This window comes from Nostoc cycadae WK-1 (genome assembly GCF_002897135.1).
Classification (GTDB): domain Bacteria; phylum Cyanobacteriota; class Cyanobacteriia; order Cyanobacteriales; family Nostocaceae; genus Nostoc_B.
The window spans coordinates 92,247-112,159 of record NZ_DF978426.1; the positions used below are offsets into that span (position 1 = coordinate 92,247).

16 protein-coding genes are annotated in these 19,913 nt (G+C 40.6%); 5 read left to right on the top strand and 11 right to left on the bottom strand.

The window, feature by feature from the left end:
• Positions 1-10: 10 nt before the first annotated feature.
• Entirely contained in the window at positions 11-604 is a 594-nt protein-coding gene (locus NCWK1_RS10075; RefSeq protein WP_103124615.1) for a Uma2 family endonuclease, read from the bottom strand.
• A gap of 310 nt (positions 605-914) precedes the next feature.
• Positions 915-3,128 (bottom strand): phosphoketolase family protein, encoded by a 2,214-nt coding sequence (locus NCWK1_RS10080; protein ID WP_103124616.1) that lies wholly within the window; start codon positions 3,126-3,128, stop codon positions 915-917.
• 209 nt (positions 3,129-3,337) lie between these two features.
• Here NCWK1_RS10080 and NCWK1_RS10085 point away from each other — a divergent pair, with 209 nt between their 5' ends.
• The 3 genes from NCWK1_RS10085 to crtO all read left to right on the top strand — a co-directional run bounded on the left by NCWK1_RS10085 (position 3,338) and on the right by crtO (position 7,688).
• Positions 3,338-4,723, top strand: a complete 1,386-nt coding sequence (locus NCWK1_RS10085; protein WP_103124617.1) for a cytochrome P450 — start codon at positions 3,338-3,340, stop codon at positions 4,721-4,723.
• A 405-nt stretch (positions 4,724-5,128) separates the two neighbouring features.
• Positions 5,129-5,887, top strand: a complete 759-nt coding sequence (locus NCWK1_RS10090) for an LmeA family phospholipid-binding protein (protein WP_103124618.1) — start codon at positions 5,129-5,131, stop codon at positions 5,885-5,887.
• A gap of 106 nt (positions 5,888-5,993) precedes the next feature.
• Entirely contained in the window at positions 5,994-7,688 is a 1,695-nt protein-coding gene (gene crtO / locus NCWK1_RS10095; RefSeq protein WP_103124619.1) for a beta-carotene ketolase CrtO, read from the top strand.
• 135 nt (positions 7,689-7,823) lie between these two features.
• On the opposite strand, the gene NCWK1_RS10100 is transcribed toward crtO, so the two are convergent.
• From NCWK1_RS10100 to pstS, 6 genes are all read right to left on the bottom strand, one after another.
• Positions 7,824-9,038, bottom strand: a complete 1,215-nt coding sequence (locus NCWK1_RS10100) for a DUF790 family protein (RefSeq protein ID WP_103124620.1) — start codon at positions 9,036-9,038, stop codon at positions 7,824-7,826.
• Positions 8,968-10,566 carry a DEAD/DEAH box helicase family protein gene (locus NCWK1_RS10105; protein WP_103124621.1) on the bottom strand — a complete coding sequence of 533 codons (1,599 nt, stop codon included), beginning with the start codon at positions 10,564-10,566 and terminating at the stop codon, positions 8,968-8,970. Before NCWK1_RS10105 ends, NCWK1_RS10100 begins: the two co-directional genes overlap by 71 nt.
• A gap of 249 nt (positions 10,567-10,815) precedes the next feature.
• Entirely contained in the window at positions 10,816-11,622 is an 807-nt protein-coding gene (pstB, locus tag NCWK1_RS10110; protein WP_096575252.1) for a phosphate ABC transporter ATP-binding protein PstB, read from the bottom strand.
• 127 nt (positions 11,623-11,749) lie between these two features.
• Complete coding sequence (pstA, locus tag NCWK1_RS10115) at positions 11,750-12,631, bottom strand: phosphate ABC transporter permease PstA (RefSeq protein WP_096575254.1); 882 nt, start codon at positions 12,629-12,631, stop codon at positions 11,750-11,752.
• A gap of 20 nt (positions 12,632-12,651) precedes the next feature.
• Complete coding sequence (gene pstC, locus NCWK1_RS10120; RefSeq protein ID WP_096575256.1) at positions 12,652-13,602, bottom strand: phosphate ABC transporter permease subunit PstC; 951 nt, start codon at positions 13,600-13,602, stop codon at positions 12,652-12,654.
• Positions 13,603-13,789: 187 nt separating this feature from the next.
• Entirely contained in the window at positions 13,790-14,971 is a 1,182-nt protein-coding gene (gene pstS, locus NCWK1_RS10125) for a phosphate ABC transporter substrate-binding protein PstS (RefSeq protein ID WP_103124622.1), read from the bottom strand.
• Positions 14,972-15,179: 208 nt separating this feature from the next.
• Between pstS and cruG the strand changes: the two genes are divergently transcribed.
• Entirely contained in the window at positions 15,180-16,379 is a 1,200-nt protein-coding gene (cruG, locus tag NCWK1_RS10130; protein WP_103124623.1) for a 2'-O-glycosyltransferase CruG, read from the top strand.
• 31 nt (positions 16,380-16,410) lie between these two features.
• Here cruG and rnhA read toward each other — a convergent pair whose 3' ends face one another.
• Positions 16,411-17,319: a ribonuclease HI gene (gene rnhA / locus NCWK1_RS10135; protein WP_103124624.1), complete on the bottom strand. Its 909-nt coding sequence runs from the start codon at positions 17,317-17,319 to the stop codon at positions 16,411-16,413.
• 265 nt (positions 17,320-17,584) lie between these two features.
• Here rnhA and NCWK1_RS10140 point away from each other — a divergent pair, with 265 nt between their 5' ends.
• Positions 17,585-18,229: a transaldolase family protein gene (locus NCWK1_RS10140; RefSeq protein ID WP_096575264.1), complete on the top strand. Its 645-nt coding sequence runs from the start codon at positions 17,585-17,587 to the stop codon at positions 18,227-18,229.
• A 182-nt stretch (positions 18,230-18,411) separates the two neighbouring features.
• Here the strand turns inward: NCWK1_RS10140 and NCWK1_RS10145 are convergent, their stop codons facing one another.
• Entirely contained in the window at positions 18,412-19,362 is a 951-nt protein-coding gene (locus tag NCWK1_RS10145) for a glycosyltransferase family 2 protein (RefSeq protein WP_245894871.1), read from the bottom strand.
• A 75-nt stretch (positions 19,363-19,437) separates the two neighbouring features.
• Positions 19,438-19,827 (bottom strand): hypothetical protein, encoded by a 390-nt coding sequence (locus NCWK1_RS10150; protein WP_245894872.1) that lies wholly within the window; start codon positions 19,825-19,827, stop codon positions 19,438-19,440.
• Between the last annotated feature and the right edge of the window lie 86 nt (positions 19,828-19,913).

Sequence of the window (19,913 nt, forward strand, 5' to 3'; positions counted from 1 at the left end):
CAAGTTATAGCTATTTTTTAATTCCCTGCATAAATTGTTTTCTAGCATCAATAATCGAAGGCATTAAAACACAACTAGTTAATAATTGTATATCTAAATCTGGGAATAATTCGCTTTGTTGAATTTGCTCATAATTATCATTTTTTAGACGATATAGATAAAATTGATTATTGTCCCAGAACCAAACTTCAGGAATATTAAACCGTTTGTATTTTTCTAGTTTGTCAATACTGCCACTGGTGATATTAACTTCAATCGCTAAATCTGGATTTTCTTTTTTCTCTCCTATATAGTACGATTCATCGGGTTCAAAGGAAGCACTTTTTTCTTTGGCGCGACGCGTGGCGCTACCCACTGGGATAAAGTTTATACCTTTTTCAAAAAAGTATAATGCTAATAATATCCCAATCACGCTTTTAATCATTTCGTGCTGTTCACCAAGCGTCATAAATTCAATGCACCCATCAAGATAAGTTATCCGCAAACCTGCTGCATCTGCGGTTAAGGTTTCTATTTTCTCCAGTTCTTCCCAGGTGTAATGTCCAGGTAGGAGAAATCGCTGTTCTAGAATTGTGATATTTTTATCTAAGGTTTGGAGAGTCATAGTTAAATAATGTTTATGACTTTATTTTGATTATAAACTACCGTCGTATGCTCGTATTTTTTTATAATTGCTGTAAAAATTATGAGTGTGATGATTTACAAGAAGCTGATGGCGATCGCCACTATTTTTTAGTATCTTTATTGGAAATGTATTTTAGGAACAAATTCTTCTAATAAATGTTTCGCACAATTTGAAAACCAAATGGATGATTTTAAACATTTATAAAAGCAAGGTGGGTTAGGTGCTACTTGTGAAATGATATTAACAAATATACTTACATTTCACTATAACCCACCATTGCGATTAAATCCTAATGTACTAACTCAATAGCCCGTTTCGTCAACGCCTCAGCAGTCAAACCATTAAACGCCATTAACTCTCCAGCACTAGCTGTAGTTTCGCCACGTTTCCAGGCAAAAGTATCGCGTTTGCTGTTGCTTCTTAACATAATTGGTTCTAGCATTGCCGCAGCACCACCAGTTACACCAATTAACGCATCACCACCAAATAATTCAGCGAATTTTGCATCATCAATAAAACCACCATCGGCTTCAGAACAAGTATCCCAAGCAACATCATTAGGACGATATAAACGGCGAGGATTAATAACAGAAACTATCTTGACACCGATACCTTCATTTTCTAAGAAAGCTGCTGCTTCAAAGACAGGAATTAATGTCATATCGCCTATAACTGCAAATACAACTTGCTTATCGCCAGCAATTTCATTTAATAATATTGCACCATCTTCTAAACCTTGTTGAGTTTGTTTTAATGTTGTGCGAATTGGCAAGGGTGACTTACTCGCAGTAATCACAATTCCTTTATTTTTTGTTTGCAATGCCCAGTCATAACAAGCTTGGATACTATTAGCATCAGGTGGGAATACAGGAAATACATTTCCATTTCGCATCATCGATGCAAAGTAAGCTTCAATTTCGGGACGTTGGTGTGTCCAACCGTTACGACCTTGTTCTAATGCACCAGCTGTAAATAAGGTAATTGTTGAGGGAGTTTGACGGCGTAATTCTGCCATTGCTTGGGTGACTGTTTGCCAAATTGGTAAACCGTTGATGGCAAAAGATTCGTAAGAACACCACAAACTTCTCGCACCCATGAGTGATAAACCAACTGCTAAACCTGCACAAGCATCTTCACTTAATGGTTCATAAACTTGTCCGTTTGGTGCTTGATTATATAAGTCGTCGGTTGTGGGGTGAATAATTTTTAATGCTTGGTTGATGTTGCCAATTCCTGATGCTTCGTTACCATCGGCGTTGGTGACAAGGAAATTTTTATCCTTTTGTCCGACGATACCAACTAATCTTCCCATTGCGGTTGTCGAAACTTTGGGTTCGCCACCAACTGCATATTCTTCTAATGGCAATTCGCCTAAATCTGGTAATGGTAATTCAAATTCTGTCACTACAGTTTTGGCAGCTGGGCCACCACCAGCGCGTTCGGCGTTGGTTCTGACTGTTTGCCAAGCTGCTTGTGATAAGGCGCGTCCTTGCAATGCACTAATAATGTGCGGTGCATCTAAAGTGTCTTTGGGATATAAGTTATGAGATTTTGCACCTCTGGCGTGAACGCCTGCACCTTTGAGTTGTTTGATAATGAATACTGTGAGTTTACCGCTAAGTGCGGAACGTGCGGCTTTATCTACGGCTACTAATACGGCTTGGGTAAAGGCAAGGCGTTGCTGGAAGGAAAAGGCGGTACTATCAACGTAGTCTCCTGGTTGATTTTGGTCGTCAAATTCTTTAGCATCTACAAGAATGACTTCTGCAAAACCGTTACCTTGCCAGTATGCTTTCATCTGTTCGTTAGTTTTGAGGGAAACCATACTGTGATGTTCTTGGCTGTAACCGTTCCATACCAGCACGGGTAAGAAGTTGGTGACGCTGGGGTAAGCGGTGTTGAAATGTGCCATTGAACTCATGATGTATGGTTCACCCAGTCCACCATCACCAAGGGTGAAGGGGAAAAGTTTGTCTCGGTGCAACAGCGCAGCCGACATTGCAAAGTGTTGCCCTTGTCCCAAAGGCCCGGCTGGTGCGAGAATGCCGGGAATGTAACCGGAGAGGTGTCCTAAAAGTCCGTGCTTTTCGCGGAAGCGATCGCGCAATTGTTGTACTGTAAAAATGCCCATGTCTTCTAAGGAGCGATCCAAAAACATGGCACTATAAAATCCAGGGGCGTGGTGTCCCACTTCGGTAATAATATTTTTGTAACCCAGCATGACCAATGCTGCATACGCTTCCGCTTGGCTGGCAAACCCGCCTGGATGTCCTGATGCTTTACTACCAGTAACTTGCAATGTTAAATAACGCAGGGCATCAGCAGCAAGTAAAGTTTGATATACGGCTGCGGTATCTGTAGGAGATGCGATCGCTACTTTATCTGAATCTATCGCAGGTGTAGCACCATAAGTGGCAAAATCTGGTAACGCTTCGCCAAAATATTGAATTCCTTCGCAAAAGTCAGGAAGCGCGGAAGATGCCTTTGGTGTAATTGCTGTCATGCTGAGTACCTTATGAGGATGAACGGAAACTGTAGATGCCCGTTGAATTTAACAGAAATTTTACATCTTTAAGGATGTGAAGAAATATCAGTGTTTCACGATGCTAAAGATAAGTAGTTTAAATAACTAGAGATTGGTGTCTTGACTCAACACTCAGCAATTAACTTCTAATTTAAGTAAAAATAACGATATCCATTAAACCTATTTTTATGCAGCTACCAAAAACCCCGAATATTCCAGCAGCTTTACAACTGCTGAATTGGGTATTCCGTCCTATGCCCTACATGGAAGAGTGTACGAAACGCTATGGTGACGTTTTTGCCCTTAAACTGCAAAAAAAGTTTCCTCCTATAGTGTTTGTTAGTCACCCCCAGGATTTACAGCAAATTTTGAGTCACGATACCAAAGAATTAGAAGCCCCTGGGGAGTTAAATAGTTTAGCAGAAGGCTTACTGGGTAAGCATTCTGTAATTACTCTGTCTGGTGAAGAACATCAACGCCAACGGCAATTAATCATGCCGCCTTTGCATGGCGAAAGAATGCGCGGCTACAGCCAGATTATTAATGAGATTACTGCCAAAGTTATCAGCCAATACCCAGTGGGACAGCCTTTGAATATTCGCACGGTCAGCCAAGACATTACTCTACGGGTAATTATGCAGGCTGTGTTTGGTCTAGATGAAGGACTCCGCGCCGAACAACTCCAACAGCGATTAAAGGAACTTTTAGAAAATGGCAGTTCTGTGTGGCGTGTAGTTTCACTATATTTCCCGGCATTACAAAGAGATTTTGGGCCGATTAAAATCTGGAGAAGACGACAGGAACTCCAGCAACAAGCCGACAAACTCATCTATGATGAAATCCAAGAACGGCGAGAACATCCAGACTCATCACGCACAGACATCCTCAGCTTATTGATGGATGCTAGAGATGCCCAAGGTCAACAAATGACGGATGTCGAGTTACGCGATGAACTGATGACTTTGTTGGTCGCAGGCCACGAAACCACAGCCACGGCTATAGCCTGGGCTATGTACTGGATTCATAAGTTACCCCAAGTTAAGGAAAAACTTATCCAAGAACTGGATAGTTTGGGGGATAATTCAGACCCAAATACAATTTACAAGCTACCCTATCTCAGTGCTGTTTGCTCAGAAACTTTACGCATTTACCCAGTGGGAATGCTAACTTTTCCTAGAAGAGTCAAAACACCTATTACTGTCAGTGGTTGTGAACTTCCACCGGGTACACCAGTTATGGGTTCAATTTACTTAACCCACCAACGGGAAGATATCTACCCACAACCCAAACAGTTTAAACCAGAACGCTTTTTAGAAAAACAGTTTTCACCATACGAATACATACCCTTTGGGGCTGGTGCAAGACGTTGTATTGGTTTAGCTTTTGCTCAATGGGAAATGAAACTAGCGATCGCTAAAATTTTAACCATGAAAGAATTAGATTTAGTTGATAGCACAGAAGTTAAACCCCAACGTCGTGGTTTAGTCACCGGGCCAAATCGTCCTATTCAAATGGTGGTGAAAAGTCAGCGTCAAATCAAGTCTCGCAGTTTAGAAACTACCACCATAGGATGATGACAAATTAATTTTACGGACAAGGCAATTAAATTTTGGATTTTAGATTAGTTTTTCATCTAAAATCTAAAATTCCTTTCGCTGCTAGTTAGCTTGGCAGACAGCACACAAACTAATGATTTTCGTCACAATTCAAAGCTACCAACACCAGATAATTTCTCTAGTCAAGTATTTTGTAGTATTAGTTTTCAGTATAGTCTACCGGGTAGCGATCACCATCAAGCAACTAGTACAAAATGTTGAGCCTTGCTACATATTGACAATCAATAAAATCAGTAATTTAAATCTCCTCCTTATCTATCTTCCGACTTTTCAGTTGATAGATATATACCATGCTATAGATTCATCAATAGATATTGAGAGTTTAAAGTAACTAATGATAGTAAATGAAAAAACTATGTATTCATGGCAGACCAACACAGCCTAGATCAGCAAATCATCTCTCAAGTCGCTGAAAACAGTATATCTAATCAGCTAGAAGCAGCAGAACAAATTGATATTTATGTAGAAACAGATATTTTAAAAATAGTTCAAGGTCAAGTAGACGGCTTGAGATTTGCCGGACAAGGATTAGTAACTAAACAAAATATCCGTCTTCAAGAAATCAAACTGCAAACTGATAACATTGATATTAATCCTATTAGTGCTATTTTTGGGCAAATTAAACTGAATAAATCAGTAAATCTAGTTGCTCGTATTACCCTGGCAGAAGCTGATATTAACAATGCTCTTAATTCTAAGTTCTCTCGTGATTTAGTACAGAAATTCCAGTTAAATGTAGAAGGAAAAATTGTCAAATTTGCTTTACAACAAATGCAAATCTACTTACATGATACTGGTCAAATCGCTTTAGAAGGAAAATTTCAGTTGCAAGAAAATGGTCACAGTCGGTTATTAGGTTTTAGCGCTAAACTTCGTCCTCGTACTTTATCCCGCCCCATAATTTTTGACAGTTTTACCTGTACTCAAGGAGAAGGTGTATCTCTAGACTTGATGGTCTCGTTAATGCAGAGATTCCAAGAATTATCCAATTTACCTTATATTCAGTTGGAAGATATGAAATTCAGGATTAAAAATATGGAATTGCAGAATAAAAACTTAATTTTGTTTATTGAAGCTAATGTTAACCAAATACCTGAATCTGTAACAGAATTAATGGATTAAATTATTATATGTAAAATTTACAGCAAAAAATTAATCAATTATCAAGATTGTCATTTCTTTTAACCCTTTGTACTATTAACAAGCCACTTTATTCTAAAATACAAATATGCAAGAATATGATGTTGTAATTATCGGCGCAGGACATAACGGACTAGTTTGTGCAGCATATTTGCTCAAAGCTGGTTATAGCGTCCTACTTTTAGAAAAACGTTCTGTCCCTGGTGGTGCAGCAACCACGGAAGAATGTTTACCCAAAGAAGCCCCCGGATTTAAATTTAATTTGTGTGCTATTGACCACGAATTTATTCACTTAGGGCCAGTAGTTGAAGAATTAGAACTGAAAAAATACGGCTTAGAATATCTCGAATGTGATCCAGTAGTTTTCTGCCCTCATCCCGATGGCAAGTATTTTCTAGCACATAAATCATTAGAAAAAACTTGTGCAGAAATCGCCCGTTATAGTGAACGTGATGCTAAAAAATATGCCGAATTTACTGAGTATTGGCAACGGGCATTAGGTGCAATGATTCCTATGTTTAATGCACCACCAAAATCAATCATCGATATTGTTGGTAACTACGACATTACCAAACTCAAAGATTTATTCTCAGTTATTGGTTCACCAAACAAAACATTAGATTTTGTTCGTACCATGCTAACCAGTGCTGAAGATTTACTCAATGAGTGGTTTGATTCAGAATTTTTAAAAGCACCATTGGCAAGATTAGCAGCAGAATTAGGTGCGCCACCATCACAAAAAACTCTTGGTATTGGTGCAATTATGATGGCAATGCGTCATAATCCTGGTATGGCTAGACCGCGTGGTGGAACTGGTGCATTAGTCAAAGCTTTGGTGAATTTAGTCACTAGTAAAGGCGGTGTAATTCTCACAGATCAGCACGTAGAAAAAGTGTTGATTGATGATGGGAAAGCTGCTGGTGTACGCGTTGCTGGTGGCACAGAATATCGGGCGAAATACGGTGTAATTTCTAATATCGATGCCAAGCGGTTGTTTTTACAAATGACCGATAAAAGCGATATTGACTCAGCCGATCCTGATTTGTGGGAAAGATTAGAACGCCGCATTGTCAACAACAACGAAACCATCCTCAAAATAGATTTGGCTTTAGATGAACCTCTGCGCTTTCCTTTCCACGCGCACAAAGATGAGTATCTTGTGGGTTCTATCTTAATTGCTGATTCTGTGGCTCATGTGGAACAGGCTCATAGTAAGTGTACCTTGGGAGAAATCCCAGACTCTGATCCATCAATGTATGTGGTGATGCCGAGTTACCTTGACCCCACATTAGCACCTCCTGGTAAACATACAGTCTGGATTGAGTTTTTTGCACCTTATCAAATTGCTGGTGCAGAAGGTACAGGCTTAAGAGGTACTGGTTGGACTGATGAATTGAAAAATCAAGTTGCAGACAAAGTAGTTGATAAGTTGGCTACTTATGCACCTAATGTCAAAACAGCGACTATTGCTAGACGAGTAGAAAGTCCGGCAGAATTAGGTGAAAGATTAGGCGCATATAAAGGCAATTACTACCACGTTGATATGACCCTAGATCAGATGGTATTTTTCCGTCCCTTACCGGAAATCGCCAACTACAAAACCCCCATTGAAAATTTGTTCTTAACTGGTGCGGGTACTCATCCAGGTGGTTCGATTTCTGGAATGCCAGGACGCAATTGTGCGCGGGTATTTTTACAATCTAAACATCCAATTACTCAAACTTTAAAGGATGCTAGAGATTCGATTAAATCAACTGTCGGGTCTGTGTTTGGGATTGTTTAAGAATAATTTCGAGCAAAGGCGCAAAGTTTTTTTAGCGCCTTTGTCCGAACATATTTTGCTTAAACTACTTACGAAAAATATTTATCCTTTTTGTGTCACTTTTCGGGTATTTTGAATGAAAGAATACACAGATATTTAATCCATCACTGCTAACACAGCCTTGGGTAATAACTTATCTTTAAACCATACGATTCTTGCAGGTACATCATTTAATTTTACCCCTGCTTTTTCCAAATTCAGCCGTTCTGAAATTGCCAAAATCAAATTATCACATCCTGCACGCCGCACCTGAGAAAACTTTTTTTGTAAATATTCTGGTCGCCAATAACCAACAATTTCTAATAAAAATTCCCGTCCATTAGGATGCACTAAGCGGAAATCAGGAATCATCACACTACCAGGAATGGGGATTAAATCAACTTCTCTCTCTAGCACCCAATCTGTTTTTAAAGCATCCCATTTATCAGCAAAAGAAGCTTCTAACATACTATCGTAAGGTTTACCTTTAGAATAGTGCGATACTAAACCACATTCGGAATTGAGGGTAAATCTGCCAATTTTCCAAGTATCTGTGTAAGCATCACGGGTTTGTAATGTTGCTGACAGACTCCATTTGGTGACATGCAGTAAAGCCGGAATTAATTTAGCGATCGCCAACCCATAACGCGTACTAGGATTAAATAAACTCGTCGGCCCATCAACTGTAATTGTAAACCCGTGGTCAGCATCACCTTCTATATAAGCCATTAATTGAAACAATTTTAAATAGCGAAATAATAGCTTATATTCTCCCGGTACATTGCGATGAGCATTTAATACTAATTGACTAGCTTTATAAAAAATTCCCTGCACCTGCGACAAATTATATCTATTTAATATATCTACAGCCGAAGGTGTATCAAATTGCGTCAAAATTTTATTTTCTGATAAGTCAGCATATAACCCAGCACGCACCTGTTCTAACAAAACTTCTCGCTCTAATTCTTGACTTAATTCATCAGCAATTTTGTTTAAAGTAGCTTGGGTTGAGTCCTGACGCGCAACTGACTGAGCCGCCAATGCAAACACCCGTTCTCTTAACATCGGTGGTTCTAAAGGACTCACCACTTCAAAAGTACAAAAATTGCTTTTAATAATATAAGCTAATCCCCGCTTTATCCGATAATCTGTAGCGTCACCTTCCAAATCTAAAAGCAGCTTGTCTAACTCCCCTTGAGTTTTACCTTGCGCTGCTTGAAAACAAGCAATTAATTCGTTGGTCAACGCCAAATGTTTATCATCAATCTTCAGTCTTTTCGGAATGATTTCTTCTCCGTTTAGGCGATGGCTTAGTAACTCCGTTGGTAACATCTTCTGAATTTTGGATTTTGGATTTTGGATTTTGGATTGAATAATGAATTTCTAATTGTTCCGCAGCCTTTAAACTTTTTTCCTTTCCGGTACCATACACAACCTGCAAATTTCCTCTCTGCTTTTTGTCTCCCTCTGCTACCTCTGCTTCCCCTGCTTTATTATCCCCTCGCCGCCGCGCCGAAGTTCCTTCTTCACTCGTATCTTCTGCGATTACCTCATATAAAATCGCTTGTTTATTTTCCACATTTCCCTTACGTAAAATCCTCCCCAAACGCTGCACATATTCTCTTGTCGAACCAGTTCCCGAAAGAATAATTGCCACAGAAGCCGCCGGAACATCAACACCTTCATTCAACACATGAGAAGCAATCAAAGTATTATATTCACCTTCCCGAAATTTAGTTAATATTTCATGACGTTCTTTGACTGGAGTTTGATGAGTAATTGCCGGAATTAATAAGTCTTGAGATATTTTATAAACCGTCGCGTTATCAGCCGTGAAAATTAACACGCGCTCAGGATAATGTGTCGCTAATAAATCAGCTAAAATTCGCAACTTGCCATCAGTTCCTAAAGCGATTTCTTTGGCTTCACGGTGTGCTAACATCGCTCTACGGCCAGCTTGCGATCGCGCACTCATCTGCACAAACATTTGCCAACCTTGAATACTCCCCAAAGAAATTTTCGATTGGCGTAAAAAATCATTGCGAGTTTGAATTAATTGATTGTATCTTTCGCGCTCAATCTGCGATAATTTCACCTTAATTTGGACAATTTCATGTTCGGCTAAGGCTTTCCCTGCTAAATCTTCAGCGCGTTTACGATATACTTCTCGTCCAATCAAAATATTCAAATCAGCGTGTTTACCATCGGTGCGTTCTGGTGTCGCTGATAATCCTAAACGATAAGGGGCGATCGCATATTCTGCAATCACTTTACTAAAATCGGTGGGTAAGTGATGACACTCATCAAACACAATCAAAGCATATTTATTCCCCAAAGCTTCTGCATGAATCGCTGCACTGTCATAAGTCGCCACTAATATGGGTGACTTATCCCGCGAACCACCCCCTAATAATCCCACTTCTGCATCGGGGAACGCCGCCACTAAATGTGCATACCATTGGTGCATCAAATCCAAAGTTGGCACAACAATCAACGTTGTGCGCGGTGTCGCTTGCATCGCCATCTGCGCCAGATAAGTTTTTCCCGCCGCCGTTGGTAGCACAACTACACCTTGTCTTCCCGCCAATTTCCAAGCAGCTAAAGCCTCACTTTGGTGGGGATAGGGTTCCATTTCCAAACTTGCAATCAACTCTAGCGGATAAAATTCCTTCGCCTCATCAATAAAATCGACTTCTTCTCCTTGTAGTGCTTCAACTAAAGCACGATAACGCATCGCCGGAATCCGAAATTTTTCCACGCGATCGTCCCACGTAGCATAATCCATCCAAGCTTTACCGCGTGGTGGTGGATGCAGAATTAATGTACCGCGATCGAAGGTTAATTTGGAGATGCGAGCCATGCGGAATTTACGAGAGATTGGAGATGAAGATAGTCACAACTTAATTTTCTATGGTTAAGTCATGCTTAGTAACCATCCTACATTTATTGAGGATGTTATTCTCGTGAACAACAAGATCCCCGACTTCTTGAAGAAGTCGGGGATCTGAGCCTTTTGATTCTGAAAAATCAAAGTCTATAAAAAATAAAATTAGATATGCGCCGCATACCTAATTCTCAATTCGGAAAATATTTAATTCAATTGCAATATTTAACCAAATCTACCGCTAACGTAATCGCGGGTATCTTCTTGCTTAGGATTATTGAAAATAACTTCTGTTGCGTCATACTCTACTAAATAGCCAATCCGTCCACCTGTTTCTGTAGGACGCACGTTAAAAAAGGCGGTTTTATCAGAAACCCGCGCCGCTTGCTGCATATTGTGAGTAACGATCACAATTGTATATTGCTCTTTCAGTTCATGAATTAACTCTTCAACTCGCAATGTAGATATAGGATCTAAAGCTGCACAAGGTTCATCCATGAGGATAATTTCTGGTTGAACTGCGATCGCTCTAGCAATACATAATCTTTGTTGCTGTCCACCAGACAAAGATGAACCACTTTGGCGGAGTTTATCTTTAACTTCATCCCACAACGCAGCTTGGCGCAAACTTTTTTCTACTAATTCATCTAAGTTACCTTTGTAGCCATTAATTTTGGCACCAAAAGTAATATTGTCATAAATTGATTTTGGGAATGGGTTTGGTCTTTGAAATACCATCCCAATTCTGCGCCGCACCTCTACTGGGTCAATATCAGATGCGTATAAGTTTTTCCCGTAATAAAAAACTTGACCTTCGGCTCTAAATGAATCAATCAAATCATTGAGACGGTTATAGCATCTTAGCAGTGTACTTTTACCACAGCCAGAAGGCCCGATAAAGGCTGTCACCTTATTTTTGGGTATATCTAGCCAAATATTCTGCAAAGCTAAAAATTTGCCGTAATAAACGTTTAGATTTTCTGTGCGTAATACGGTGTCTGTACTATTCAATGTGCTAATGTTAGTAGCCATAAAAAGTCTAATGTAAGTTTTTGAGACAGTAATGCAACTTTGCTATTTGGGTAATTGACTGAATTTTTTGGCAGAAATAAAACACCCATCATCAATGGTGTTTTTTATTTCATACTTCAGACTTGATTCAGGCTTTTTGGCGAGTTGCCCAGCGAGCAAAAATACTGGTGATTAAAACCATTAACACCAATATCAAAGATGCTGCCCAAGCTAACGACTGCCAATTTTGAAATGGAGAAATCGCAAAATTAAAAACCAAAACGGCTAGGGACGCTGTTGGTTGGAACAAGCTATTTGGCCAGAAGGTAGAAAACAAAGCGGTAAATAGCAACGGTGCCGTTTCACCAGAGGCTCTGGCGATCGCCAAAGTTGATCCAGTGACAATCGCTGGTAATGCCGCCGGCAATACAACTTGTGTAACAGTTTGAAAGTTAGTTGCACCTAAACCTACAGATGCTTGCCGTAAATCATTCGATACTAGCTGTAAAGCTTCATCAGTCGTTTTCACAATAATTGGCAACATCAAAATTGCCAAAGCAAACCCTCCGCCAATAGCTGAATATGATCCTAGGTTCAGCCTCACTAATGTCAAAACCACAATTCCATAAGCGAATACCCCAGCAATAATGGAAGGCACTCCACTCAAGACATTAGTCGCAAAACGTACCCACCTAGCTATTTTACCAGAACTAAACTCAGTTAGATAAATTGCGGCAATCACACCTAACGGAATGCTAATTAAGGACGCAATTCCTACCATCAGCAACGTTCCCACAATTGCATTCCCAAAACCTCCGCCTTTTCTCAGCGGTGCGGGGGGCAATTCAGTGAAAATACTAAAATTAAGACTGCCAAAGCCTTTGATTATAACATAAGAAAGTACTGCCACCAAAGGCACAAGTGCCAAAACTCCACAGATAAACGCTACCCCAGTCATCGTTGTATTAAACAGTGTCCGAGGCGACATAGAGGCACTAGTTAAACTCCTTTCTGGATAATGAGAAACCATAAATTTAACCCACAATTCAGCTACACTCGCTTGACTCGGAGAACGATGAACTCTGCCAAAATATTGACTATCAGTGTTAAGACAAATAAAACTAAAGCAGCATACATTAAAGCTGCCACTTGCAAACCACTAGCTTCGGCAAATTGATTTGCTAATAAAGAAGAAATTGTATTGGCTGGGGCTAATAGTGATGCACTAATTTTGTTGGAATTACCAATCAACATTGTCACCGCCATTGTCTCTCCCATTGCCCGACCAAGTGCTAACATTACAGCACTAACAATCCCAGAAAAAGCTGCTGGAATCAAAACCTGAAAAATCGTTTCCCAACGTGTTGCACCTAACCCTATAGATGCTTGCCGTAAACTAGATGGAACAGAAATCAAAGCATCTCTAGAAATAGCTGTAATAATTGGCAAAGTCATAATTGCCAAGATAATCCCCGCAGGTAACATTCCTGGCCCAGTGGGAGGCGTGCTAAAAAGCGGAAACCACCCAAAATAGGTATTCAACCATCTACCTATGTTGTTTAAAATGGGAATTAAGACAAAAATTCCCCATACTCCATAAACAACGCTAGGAATAGCGGCCAGAAGTTCTACCAAGAATACCAGCACTAGTCTAACTTTGGCTGGCAGAAAATTTTCACTTAATAAAATAGCAGTGCCAACGCCTATTGGTACAGCAATTAGTAACCCAATCAGCGAACTAATTATAGTTCCATAAACTTGAGGTAATACTCCATATTCATCCTTAACTGGGTTCCAAGTACTGTTTGCTAAAAAGCTCAGACCAAACTTTTGGATGGCTGGCCAAGCGCCAATGGCAACTTGTATAGCAATCCATAATAAAGTTGCAGCAACTGCTAGAGCAAAAATCCGAGTCAGCCAGATAAAACCCCGATCTAAAGACTTACCAATATCGGAGCGATTCTTAATTGCTGATGACAAATTTTGAGAATTTGTAGCCATGAATACTGACTTTATAGATTAAATCAGAGAAAAATGTGAGAGCAAACCAGCGTAGTCAAGTCGCCAAAAGTTTTAAGAAATTGAGACATCAGCAAATGATTTTTAATAGCAATGTTTTTTCATTTACTATTAATTAAATCAATTTTTGACTATAGATGTCTCACTCAGTTTTCGTGATTTTTAAATGTTATTTGCTGGCACTAGTGCTACCACTAATCGCAATTTTGTAGTCTGGGCTAATTTGGTCAGCCGCAGTTGCTACTTTCTGCAAAACGTTTTGCGGTAGAGGAACATAACCTAATTCTGGAGCTAATTTCTGACCTTCAGTTAAACCATACTCAATCATAGCTTCCACTGCTTTAGCTTTTGCAGGATCGCTATATTTCTTGTAAGCCAAAATCCAAGAGTAGGTAACAATAGGATAAGAATCTGCACCTTCTGGGTCGGTGATAAAAGCCCGCAGATTTTCTGGCAGAGTTACGGCTTCTAAAGTTTTAGCGGCTGATTCTTCTGTTGGTACAACAAATTTGCCACCTTTGTTTTCTAAAGCCGCATATTTGAGATTATTTTGTTTGGCGTAACCATACTCAACGTAACCAAGAGAACCTTGAGTTTGTTGAATTTGGGCGGTTACACCTTCATTACCCTTACCACCCACACCTACTGGCCAGTTAACAGTTTTGCCATCACCAACTTTACTTTTCCATTCTGGACTGATGGCGCTGAGGTGTTTGGTAAATACGCCTGTAGTACCACTACCATCTGAACGATGAACAATTGTAATTGCTTGGTCTGGTAACTTTGCGTCTGGGTTAGCTGCTTTGATTTTGGGGTCGTTCCAGTTTTTAATTTTGCCTAATAAAATATCGGTGTAAACTGCCCGTGGTAACTTCAGGTCAGCAACATCTGGTAAGTTGTAAGCGAGGACAATACTACCGGCTGTCATCGGTAACAAAATTGCGCCTTTATCTTGAGGAACTTTTTGAATTTCCTCATCTTTCATCGCCACGTCGCTGGCACCAAAATCGACAGTACCTTTGATGAATTGCTCAACCCCAGCACCACTACCCACAGACTGATAGTTGACTTGTAAACTGGGATATTTTTTGTTTAACTCAGTGAACCAACTTGTATATAGTGGTGCGGGAAAAGAAGCTCCTGCACCTGTTAAGGAAACGTTGCCGCCCAAATCTAATTTAGCTGGACTGGAAGCTGTAGCATCTTGCGCTGTGCCGGTAGGTGCTTCCTTGGTAGCAGAACTGTCAGAACCTTGCTGTCCGCCACAAGCAGCTAGACTTAATGTCAGTAATAACACTGCTGTTGAAGAGGCAAGACGGTTATTTTTTATTGCATGTAGACGTGAGAGCATCTGTGTTAATTTTCAGTAACTTTCCAGGTTAGCGCCTCTACGATAATCCTAAAGGAGAGACGTATAGGTAAACGGAAGGTTAAGAGCTAGAAAAAAAGTGTATTATTTTAACTAAATTTTACAATTCTCTCACTTTGTGAATTGATAAAATTTATACTTCAACCTATGTCAAGTTACAGATGAGCCTTCGTAGAGCTAATACAGATTTATGGCCAACGCTTCGATAGTAGAAAGCGTTATACCGCTTATATTGCTACTTATCCAACTACCAGCAACAGCAATTTTGCTGTCGCGTCTGCTGAAAGGGCCGGGAAGACTACCGCCAATTCAACCCCAACAGCCAACTCCAGAGCTTTTTGGTAACGTCAGCGTTGTTGTTCCCACGTTGAACGAAGCTGGGCGCATTACTCCTTTATTATCGGGCTTGAGCCAACAAAGCTACGAAGTTCGAGAAATTATCGTTGTCGATAGTAATTCCCAAGATGGGACTCCTGACTTAGTAAAAGCTAAACAGCAAAAAGATCCCCGCTTTCGGGTGATGACAGATGACCCTTTACCTGCTGAGTGGGTGGGTCGTCCTTGGGCGCTACATAATGGCTTTTTACATAGTTGTGAGGATAGTGAATGGTTTTTGGGGATGGATGCTGATACTCAACCACATCCGGGTTTAGTTGCTGGTTTAGTGCAGACTGCAATAGCACAAGGCTATGATTTGGTGTCACTCTCACCCCAATTCATCCTTCAGTATCCGGGAGAGTGTTTATTACAACCAGCTTTATTGATGACTTTGCTGTATCGCTTTGACCCTGCGGGAATTAGAACTGAGCAACCAGAAAGGGTAATGGCCAATGGGCAATGTTTTTTATGTCGTCGCGCTGTTTTAGCGGCTGTGGGTGGTTATACCAGTGCTAGTAGTTCTTTTTGTGATGATGTGACTTTGGCGCGGTATATTGCGGCTCAAGGATATAAGGTAGGTTTTTTAGATGGGGCCAAGGTGCTGAAGGTGCGGATGTATGAGGGGGCGCTGGAGACTTGGAAAGAATGGGGGCGTAGCCTAGATTTAAAAGACGCATCGACTTCTGGGCAAATTTGGGGAGATTTATGGATACTTTCAGCAGTTCAAGGTCTGCCCCTGCTGATTATACTTACTTACTTGATTTTTCTGCCTACGCCGTTATCTGTGCCACAGATGTTATTGCTGGGTTTGAATGGATTTCTGTTACTGATTCGCTTTGGGATGCTACTGGCGATCGCACCTTCTTATGACCGCACAATCGCTAAAGGTGGCTGGTTATTCTGGCTGTCTCCTTTGGCTGATCCCATCGCTGTGTTACGCATTTTCTTATCTGCATTCCGCACCCCACGAGAATGGCGAGGTAGGAAGTATGGAATGAGTGCTGAGTCTTAATACACCCATACACCCATACACCCCTACACCCCTATTCCTCCTCACCTCCCACGCGATCGCCTCGTTCAAGTTCCCAGAGAATTTGATTACCTTCGCGGCGGACTCGTGACACAATCCAGTTCCGCCAGCGCCATTGATCCCCCCGGCTAGTGACGGCGCTGGCGTGGACATCCATTAAGTCTGCTAATTCAGAACTAGTAATTAGATAGCCTTTGTCAGCGATTTCATCAGCGATACGTAGAGTTTCAACCAAGTTACGAAGTTGGTCGACCCTGATTCCAGGCGTTGTTGTGTCAATTGCGGCCGCAGTCTGTGCGGTGGATGGTTCCATAACGTTTATGTCTGATGCAGATGTAATGGTTTCCGATTTTTCTTTGGTAATTATTGTCGAGTGTGCCTTATCTTCAGAAACTTTCGCTACATTTCGCTCATGAGAAGTAGGTAAAGTTTTGTGAGCATTGCTAGAAGATAATTCTTTGAGTGATGGGATTTTACCAGCAGCAAAACTCCGGGCGATCGCATCACAGCGTTCGTTACCAACGTTACCAGCGTGACCCCGAACGTGTTGCCAAGTGATTTGGCGAGTATTCAGTTCATCTAAAACTTCCAAAAGGTCTTGATTTTGTACAGGATTACCATCGGCTTTTTTCCAGCCTTTTCTTTTCCAGTTCTTTACCCATTTAGTAACACAGTTGATGAGATATTCGCTATCTGTGTAAAGAGTGATGGGTTGAGATTGTTGAGAAGCATGGAAATATTTTAAGGCAGCGATCGCGGCTTGCATCTCCATTTTATTATTAGTTGTATGGGATGCAGCATCACCCATTTCGTGAACTGAGCCATCGTTAAAATAAACTACAACACCCCAACCTCCAGGGCCAGGATTCCCAGTACAAGCGCCATCAGTATATATACTTTGAATTATGCTTTGGCTAGACATGATATAGATATAGAAACCGCATGGTTACGTAGAGGATAGAAAAGTTTAGCGGCAAAAGATGGGTAGCAATATATATGCTACTGCTAGAAAAATCAAGTGCTTGTTTAATTTTCCAAAAACATAGCGGTGCAGGGGAGATGATTTGGCGTTTTCTGCACAGATGGCTTGAATCATCACTGATCAGTCGGACATAATATAAAGACTGAAATTTTAAAGCCAAAATTGGTATGATGCCAGCGATAGCACATTAAGGAAAATAAATTCAGTGAGCTTATTTTTGGACTCAGCGATCGCAGCGGAGGCGGAAGCTGCTAAAAAATTAGGTTGGGTAAAAGGCATCACTACTAACCCAACATTGTTAGGCAAAAGCCCATTACCAGTCGAGACTATATTAAAACAACTGGCACAATTAACTCCAGGGCCAGTATTTTATCAGTTGATGGCATCTGAATTTGACGAAATGGTAGCAGAAGGTAGAACCGCCTTTGAGTTAATTGGAAAGCAAACAGTCTTAAAGATTCCTGCGTCCTTAGTTGGCTTTCAGGTAGTGGCTGCACTAGCGCCAGAAATTCCCTGTGCAGTCACAGCTATTTACAGTGCAGCACAAGCAGCAGTCTCTCAAGAAGCAGGAGCAAAATATGCGATCGCTTATGTCAATCGAGCCACTAGACTATTAGGTGATGGAGTAGCACTAGTCCGCGAAATGGCGAGTGTTGTAGCAGGAAGCAACACCGAAATTATGGCAGCCAGCATCAAATCTCCTCAAGAAGCAGTTGCATCCCTACAAGCTGGTGCGCATCATCTCACTTTACCTTTAGCAATGTTGCAGTCCATAACTAATCACGAACTGTCAGCACAAACCATTGATGAATTTGCCGAAAATGGCCGCGGAATATTACAGTCAACATAAGGGAGTGCTGAGTATAATACCGTTTCACTTTAAGTTTGATACAAATAGACCGCAGGGGGAAAGAATAAAAAACCCATAAATTCGGATCATTTTTTTCGTGAAATGGTATAAGTCCTAGTTTCTTCAAGGGTATGGAGGGGTGATGTTTCTCACACCCACACACCCCTAAACCCAATCAAAATTTACTCCCCAATTCCCTGTGCATAAGCTTCATACACACCTTTGACGTTGTACCAATTGAGGAAAATCCTAGCTACTTCTAAAGCTAATTGAGGTTTACCTAATTTAATCAGCCAGCGTAAAAAGGGAGCCATTGTACGTTCATTCAGCAGCCCGTTTAATGAGAGAATGCCCCAGAGTAAGCGATGTAACCATGTCATTTGAATCATCATTCGCACCTCCCAAGTGGGATGCTTTTGATAAAACAAAACTCCCATACGGCCGCGTTGAATTTCTTTTTCAATTAAGTTAGGAATTTGCTCTAAATTAAATGCTGGATGCCAGTGATAACCAACTGCTTCTGGACATTTAATCAGTTTTAAACCGAGATTTTTCAGCCTCACGCCTAATTCTAAATCTTCCCAACCATAAAGTTGAAAACCAATATCAAATAATCCAGCTTTTTCTAACCAATACTTAGGGATGGCGACATTACCTGTAGCAAAAAAAGCCGCAGAGAAATCTGTAATTTTATAAGGTTCAGCCGTAGGATTCTCGAAGTTAGAGGTATTAATTACTGCACCATAAGTAAAAAAGCGATCGCTACCTAATTTCTCTTTTCCCTGCAATAATGCGTCAGCGTGAGCTTGCAGAAAGTTTTTCAGCACGACTAAATCACTATCAATAAATATGATTGTATCTCCTAGTGCCTGTTCTACTCCCAAATTCCGCGCCGCTGCGGGGCCAGCATGATCTTGCTCAAAGCATCGCACATGGGGAAACTCTTGCTTGTGGGCTGCCAACCATTCTAAGGTTCCATCGGTAGAACCATCATCTACTAAGACAATTTCGTAATCCTGAATTATCTTTGACGCACTCAATTCCTGCATTTCCAAGGCTCGGAGGCACTTTTCTAAAATCGGCAGGCGATTATAAGTTGGTATCACAACGCTGAAAAACACATTCTCACCCACAACAGAAATTACCCATCTTCAGCATAAAACGGTAAAGCACTAAATATTTAGTTGGATTTTTTTGCTGGAAGTTCCTCAATTCAGCCAAAATCCACCGACTTTTCCAGCTTTGAGGCTAAGTCTGGCTAAGATATCATCACTGCCATCTTTAAAAGTTAATTTCCATAAGTAGACTTGATAGCCTTGCTGATTCAGTTTTCCTAAAAAAACGGACGAATACCCTTTATTGAACCGAGGTGCTAATTGTCCACTAACTTGTGTAAATGTTTGTTGTGTAAGGCCTTCTTTAAACGCTGCATTTCCTTGAGAGATAAACTTATTGTAATTTTTTTGTTCAATGGCATTTATTAGGCTAGTAAAAGTTCTTTGTACAGATTGTTCTGGTTGATTAGCTGGCGCTGATTTTACTTGCTCCTTCACAGCAGCTTGTACATCTTTTACTAGTCCTAACGTCAATGGTGACATAGTAAGAACTGCTGCAACTACCAATCCCATCTTATTCATTTATTTTGTTGGTATGAAAATTTACTGAATCCAATATAGCAATCCTC

Bases quoted from the DNA above. Each gene is read 5' to 3' on its own strand.
- pstC (WP_096575256.1), bottom strand. From the start codon at position 13,602: ATGGCTACAAATTCTCAAAATTTGTCATCAGCAATTAAGAATCGCTCC.
- NCWK1_RS10100 (WP_103124620.1), bottom strand. From the start codon at position 9,038: ATGTTACCAACGGAGTTACTAAGCCATCGCCTAAACGGAGAAGAAATC.
- pstA (WP_096575254.1), bottom strand. From the start codon at position 12,631: ATGGTTTCTCATTATCCAGAAAGGAGTTTAACTAGTGCCTCTATGTCG.
- NCWK1_RS10090 (WP_103124618.1), top strand. From the start codon at position 5,129: ATGGCAGACCAACACAGCCTAGATCAGCAAATCATCTCTCAAGTCGCT.
- pstB (WP_096575252.1), bottom strand. From the start codon at position 11,622: ATGGCTACTAACATTAGCACATTGAATAGTACAGACACCGTATTACGC.
- rnhA (WP_103124624.1), bottom strand. From the start codon at position 17,319: ATGTCTAGCCAAAGCATAATTCAAAGTATATATACTGATGGCGCTTGT.
- pstS (WP_103124622.1), bottom strand. From the start codon at position 14,971: ATGCTCTCACGTCTACATGCAATAAAAAATAACCGTCTTGCCTCTTCA.
- cruG (WP_103124623.1), top strand. From the start codon at position 15,180: ATGGCCAACGCTTCGATAGTAGAAAGCGTTATACCGCTTATATTGCTA.
- crtO (WP_103124619.1), top strand. From the start codon at position 5,994: ATGCAAGAATATGATGTTGTAATTATCGGCGCAGGACATAACGGACTA.
- NCWK1_RS10105 (WP_103124621.1), bottom strand. From the start codon at position 10,566: ATGGCTCGCATCTCCAAATTAACCTTCGATCGCGGTACATTAATTCTG.
- NCWK1_RS10075 (WP_103124615.1), bottom strand. From the start codon at position 604: ATGACTCTCCAAACCTTAGATAAAAATATCACAATTCTAGAACAGCGA.
- NCWK1_RS10080 (WP_103124616.1), bottom strand. From the start codon at position 3,128: ATGACAGCAATTACACCAAAGGCATCTTCCGCGCTTCCTGACTTTTGC.
- NCWK1_RS10085 (WP_103124617.1), top strand. From the start codon at position 3,338: ATGCAGCTACCAAAAACCCCGAATATTCCAGCAGCTTTACAACTGCTG.
- NCWK1_RS10150 (WP_245894872.1), bottom strand. From the start codon at position 19,827: ATGTCACCATTGACGTTAGGACTAGTAAAAGATGTACAAGCTGCTGTG.